5 protein-coding genes are annotated in these 5,560 nt (G+C 39.2%); 3 read left to right on the top strand and 2 right to left on the bottom strand.

Translation table 11 applies throughout. The features are described from left to right. The coding region (locus CRYPD_RS07255) for a hypothetical protein (RefSeq protein WP_138146662.1) at positions 1–213 on the bottom strand (213 nt) is incomplete at its 3' end. 725 nt (positions 214–938) lie between these two features. Next, entirely contained in the window at positions 939–2,123 is a 1,185-nt protein-coding gene (locus tag CRYPD_RS07250; protein ID WP_138146918.1) for a pyridoxal phosphate-dependent aminotransferase, read from the bottom strand. A gap of 53 nt (positions 2,124–2,176) precedes the next feature. On the opposite strand from CRYPD_RS07250, the gene uvrB reads away from it, so the two are divergent. From uvrB to queE, 3 genes are read left to right on the top strand one after another with little or no spacing between them, the layout of a single operon-like run. Beyond that, the gene (uvrB, locus tag CRYPD_RS07245) at positions 2,177–4,162 is read left to right on the top strand and encodes an excinuclease ABC subunit UvrB (RefSeq protein WP_138146917.1); all 1,986 of its coding nucleotides are present in this window, start codon (positions 2,177–2,179) and stop codon (positions 4,160–4,162) included. 56 nt (positions 4,163–4,218) lie between these two features. After that, positions 4,219–4,341 (top strand): hypothetical protein, encoded by a 123-nt coding sequence (locus tag CRYPD_RS08395; protein WP_280178684.1) that lies wholly within the window; start codon positions 4,219–4,221, stop codon positions 4,339–4,341. Next, the gene (gene queE / locus CRYPD_RS07240; protein WP_138146916.1) at positions 4,341–4,970 is read left to right on the top strand and encodes a 7-carboxy-7-deazaguanine synthase QueE; all 630 of its coding nucleotides are present in this window, start codon (positions 4,341–4,343) and stop codon (positions 4,968–4,970) included. The genes CRYPD_RS08395 and queE overlap by 1 nt, the downstream gene beginning before the upstream one ends. Positions 4,971–5,560 lie beyond the last annotated feature (590 nt).

The following is a 5,560-nucleotide window of genomic DNA, read 5'->3' as shown; positions in this document are numbered from 1 at the left end:
TTCGTTGTATTCGGTATTAAGGTCTAGGTAGGCTTGTTTATTAAACTGATTAACATCGCCAGCAGAGGTAACATTAAGGGATAGGGTTAAAGCGCTAAAGGCTAAGAAGTGCTTGAGTTTGTTTAGTACACTAAAGTGTCCTTTCGAAATATGGGTAATTAGGTTGATGGTATTGTTGTAAGTTGTACAGATATTTCTTATTAGTGCTTTCATGTCTTAATTTATCCTTGATCTTAAAATTTTTTGTTACATTATATGGTAAGAATTTTGCATAAGTCAAACTTTTTAAAAAAATGTCTTGAATTCGCACTTAATGTGCGAATTCAAGTATCATTAATTGGACGCATATCATCGATAAATTTTTTAGAACATAAGCAGTATTTAGAGCAACAAATTGCATATATTGAGCAACAAATAAATAGTGAAAAGAAGCATGATTTTATGAAGGACTATTAAATTAGGTTATTATGAGACCTTTGCATAAATATGAATAATCATTAAAAATCCACTTTTCACCCGCTTGGCAATTTTTTAAACCCAACCTTAGCCCTGCTAGGATAAGGTTTAAGAAAATCACCAATCTGGCAAAAATTGAATTTTGCTAATCATCCCTATTTATGCAAAGGTCTCATTATGACTTTTTTATTTCCTTTTCATCGATAAGTAAATCCAGCCCAAAATTTGATTTTCCATTGCACTAAAATCGTGATTGCAAGCTCGTAACGAACAGGTTAAAATCTGCTTGAAACTAATACTTGCATCTTGCTGGGGTTGTAGTGGTCTAACAATCTTGGACACATTTATAGCCTTATCAGGTTTTTAGAAAGGATGGGTGTTAATGTTCGTCAATTGGGAGTTATGCACCTATGAATCGAATTCACCTCATCCATATTTATGCAAAGGTCTCAGATTATTTACAAATATTAATTTTGCGTTGTTTAAACTTTGCTGAGTTTTTCTACTGCCTGCTTAATGTTGTCCATGCTGGTGGCAAATGAAAAACGCACATAGCCTGATGCACCAAAGGCAGAGCCTGGCACTAGGGCGATGTTGAGTTTTTCTAGGCAATAAGTGGATAACTCAACATCATCTTTTAGCCCTAAGCGCTTGATTAAGCCTTCAACTCGTGGGAATGAATAAAATGCGCCTTGGGATTTTGGGCATTCAATGCCGTCAATGGCGTTTAGGGCATTGACGATAAAATCGTGCCGCTCTTCAAAAGCAGATACCATGGTGTTAATGATGTCTTGGTTGCCATTTAGTGCTTCTAATGCGGCTGCTTGGGCGATGGAGCAGGGGTTTGAGGTTGATTGTCCTTGGATTTTTTTCATCGCCTTGATGATGACCTCTGGGCCTGCGCCGTAGCCAATACGCCAGCCTGTCATTGCGTAGGCTTTGGATACGCCGTTAAGGATAATGGTGCGCTCTTTGAGGGTGTTGTCAGCCATAACAATATTGATAAAATCATTTTGACCATTGTTTGCACCCCAACGAATGTGCTCATAAATATCATCGGTGATAATTAAAATTTGTGGGTGTTTTTTTAGCACTGTTGCTAGAGCTTGGAGTTCTACTTTGGAATAAACCGCACCTGTGGGGTTGGAAGGGCTGTTAATGACAAACAATTTGGTTTTGTCGGTAATGCTGTTTTCCAGCTGCTCAGGGGTGATTTTAAAATCCTGTTCTAGTCCAGTTTCAACGATAACTGGCGTGGCATCTGCCAATATCACCATATCGGGATAACTTACCCAGTAAGGCGATGGAATAATGACCTCATCACCTGTATCAAGTACGGCTTGGCACAGGTTGTAAAACACTTGTTTGCCGCCTGAGGAGACCATAACTTCGGTCGCCGTGTAGTCTAGACTATTCTCTCGTTTAAATTTGCTGATAATGGCATTTTTTAACTCAGGCGTGCCATCGACTGCTGTGTAGCGAGTTTGTCCATTTTTAATGGCATCTATGCCTGCTTGCTGAATATTTTTCGGTGTGTCAAAATCTGGCTCACCTGAACCCATTGGTACGATTTGGATGCCTTGAGCCTTAAGTTCATTGGCTTTGGCAGTAACGGCTAGTGTGGCTGAAGGCTTAACTTTGCCAACTCTGTTTGAAAGGATACTCATAGTGGTTTAAATTGTTTAAAATTGAGTGTTTATGATAATCAAAAAAGCACGCAGTGGGTAGAAAATTTCAATTAGAATCGCAATTTTTTCCAACAGGGGATCAGCCTGATGCCATTAAGGCCTTGGTTGATGGGATAAACACGGGGAAAAAATTCCAAACATTGCTGGGTGTAACTGGCTCAGGTAAGACTTTTACCTTGGCAAATGTGATCAAACAAACCAAGCGTGCCAGCCTGATTATGGCACCGAATAAGACATTGGCGGCACAGTTGTATAGTGAAATGAAGGCATTTTTTCCAAACAATGCGGTGGAATATTTTGTTTCTTATTATGATTATTATCAGCCTGAGGCGTATGTGCCAGCGAGCGACACTTATATTGAGAAAGATTCTTCCATTAACGAGCAAATCGAACAAATGCGTCTTTCTGCAACCAAGGCATTGCTAGAACGAGATGATGTGATTATTATCGCCAGTGTTTCGGCAATTTATGGCTTAGGCGACCCAGACAGTTATATGCAAATGTTGTTGCATTTAAGTGTTGGTGAGGTAATTAATCAACGGGAGATTTTATCGCGTTTATCGCAAATTCAATATACACGCAATGATGTGAACTTGACGCGTGGGCATTTCAGAGTAAAGGGCGAAGTGATTGATATATTTCCTGCTGATTCGGAAGAGCAGGCACTACGCATTGAGTTGTTTGATGATGAAATTGAGGCGTTGTATTGGTTTGACCCGCTTACGGGCGAGAAACTAAAGCGATTGCAACGAATAACGATTTATCCACAAACACACTATGTAACACCTAAATCCAAGATTTTGAATATGCTGGAGGATATTAAGGACGAACTTAAGGCACGGCGTAAAGAATTATTAGCACAAAATAAACTGGTGGAAGAACAACGCCTAACACAACGGGTGCATATGGATATTGAAATGATGCGAGAGTTGGGTTATTGCAATGGTATCGAAAATTATTCACGCTATTTGTCAAATAGAGAAGTAGGGCAGCCACCACCGACACTACTGGATTATCTGCCTAAGGATGCGCTGGTGATTTTAGATGAATCGCATGTAACGGCCAGTCAGATTGGGGGGATGTATAACGGCGATAGGGCGCGTAAAACAACACTGGTTGAGTTTGGCTTTAGACTGCCTTCGGCGTTGGATAATCGTCCGTTAAAATTTGCCGAATTTGAAGACAAAATTCATCAATGTATTTTGGTTTCTGCCACACCTTCACAGTACGAACTGGATGTTTCCAGTGTTATTGTGCAGCAGGTGGTCAGACCAACAGGGCTACTAGATCCTGAGATTGAAGTGCGCCCAGTAGAAACCCAAGTGGATGATTTACTGAGTGAAATACACAAACGAGTTATGGTCGGTGAGCGGGTATTGGTAACGACTTTAACCAAACGAATGTCCGAACAACTGAGTGATTATTTGAATGACCACAATGTCAAAGTTCGGTATTTGCACTCTGATATTGATACCGTTGAACGGGTGGAGATTATCCGTGATTTGCGTCTAGGTGTGTTTGATGTGTTGGTAGGTATTAACTTACTTAGAGAGGGTTTGGATATACCTGAGGTATCTTTGGTGGCAATTTTGGATGCGGATAAAGAAGGGTTTTTACGCTCTGAGCGTTCGTTAATTCAAACCATGGGTAGGGCAGCGAGAAACATCAATGGACATGTGATTTTGTATGCCGATAGAATTACCAATTCAATGAAAAAAGCCATGGATGAAACCGAACGCCGACGCCAAAAACAGCAAACATATAATGAAGTCAACAACATTACTCCTAGAGGTGTAATGAAGCCGATTGTTGATATTTTGGACACCGATACAAAAGTGGCAGAATCTGAGGGCGAATACAACACCCAGACTGTGGCAAAATTATCCCCTGTGCAACTTACAAAAGAGCTCAAATCATTAGAAAAACAGATGTATGGTTTTGCAGAAGAGTTAAAGTTTGAGCAAGCCGCAGATATGCGCAATCAAATCAAGGCGTTAAAGAGCTCTCAATTTAGATAAAAATTTTATATATAATGAATTATGTTTATGTAAACTAATGATGTCTGGTGTTGTTGGTGATAAACACATCTCTCAAAGCACTAGATATGATGCAAAGCTACAATATTGATGCATTAATTTGTGCCAAATACCAATTACAAGGTTTTAAGAAAATCGGTTTTAATAAGAAAGTTATTTAATGTTAAACATCAACGAAATATTCTACTCATTGCAAGGCGAGGCACGCGAAGTGGGCTTGCCAACGGTGTTTATACGCCTCACGGGCTGCCCGTTGCGTTGCAGTTATTGTGATACTGAATACGCCTTTAAGGGTAATAATTTGCTAAGTATTGAGAGTATTTTAAATGAGATTAAAAAATACAACACACAGTATGTTTGCGTTACAGGTGGAGAGCCGTTGGCACAGATTGATTGCCATATTTTGCTTGATAGATTGATTAAAGACAAGTATCAGGTATCACTAGAAACTAGCGGCAGTATTGATATTATGGGTGTTAATCCGGGTGTGTCAATCGTGATGGATATTAAGACCCCAGATTCAGGCGAGGCAGACAAAAATCGATACGCAAATATTGAAAAACTTCAAACCAAAGACCAGTTAAAGTTTGTGATTGGCTCAAAATCTGACTTTGATTGGAGTGTGGGTATTTTGAACAAATATCCAACTCAGGCAAGCGTATTGCTCTCACCAGTATTTGATAAAATTGAGCCCGTGCAGTTAGCAGATTGGATATTAGACAAGCAACTGAATGTACGCCTGCAAGTGCAATTACACAAACTACTTTGGGGCGACCAACAAGGTAAATAATCCCCTAGATTTGTACAAGAAGTAGGGGGGTGCAATTTTTCCTTTTATCGCCCATTTTTGTAGACTTGCCACCTTCCTTTTTCCTATTCATCCTCACAAGCAGACACTCAATGAAAATCTAGTTGGAAGTGAGCATAACATTAGGCTTAAAGACGGATCCAGAGTACCAAGAAACAGTTTAATGGCATGAAGAATGTAATATCCGTAGACCACTTAGATGTAAAAAACGCACCTTTCAGTAACTGATGTGCTATTTCTCGAAGTAAGCACAGAAAAAAGTATTGTTATTGGAGAATCTATAGACAAAACTATTGTTATATTTTTTCCCTAAAACCCCAAGTATGCACCCAAGCACAGCGCAGGAACGATAAATTATTACCTCTGCCACAAACCTTTTTTAGAGTGTAAAATTCCTAGTAGAGACCTTTACATAATTCATAATTCCCCATCCTATTTTCAACCCTTGCAATTTTTCAAAAAAAATAGCTCAAAATTTCCGTATTTTTCCATAAAAATCTAAAAAACACCTTGTTTGTCTGATTTTTTTAGCCTTATTTCTCTCTTTTTAGCCTTTTTTACTCACTGGATGT

Source organism: Bathymodiolus heckerae thiotrophic gill symbiont (genome assembly GCF_900180345.1).
GTDB lineage: Bacteria > Pseudomonadota > Gammaproteobacteria > PS1 > Pseudothioglobaceae > Thiodubiliella.
The sequence above is the reverse complement of the archived record's forward strand: the minus strand, read 5'-3'. Positions and strand labels throughout refer to the sequence as shown.

Coding starts and splice junctions, on each gene's coding strand:
- CRYPD_RS07250 (WP_138146918.1), bottom strand. CDS start 2,123: ATGAGTATCCTTTCAAACAGAGTTGGCAAAGTTAAGCCTTCAGCCACA.
- queE (WP_138146916.1), top strand. CDS start 4,341: ATGTTAAACATCAACGAAATATTCTACTCATTGCAAGGCGAGGCACGC.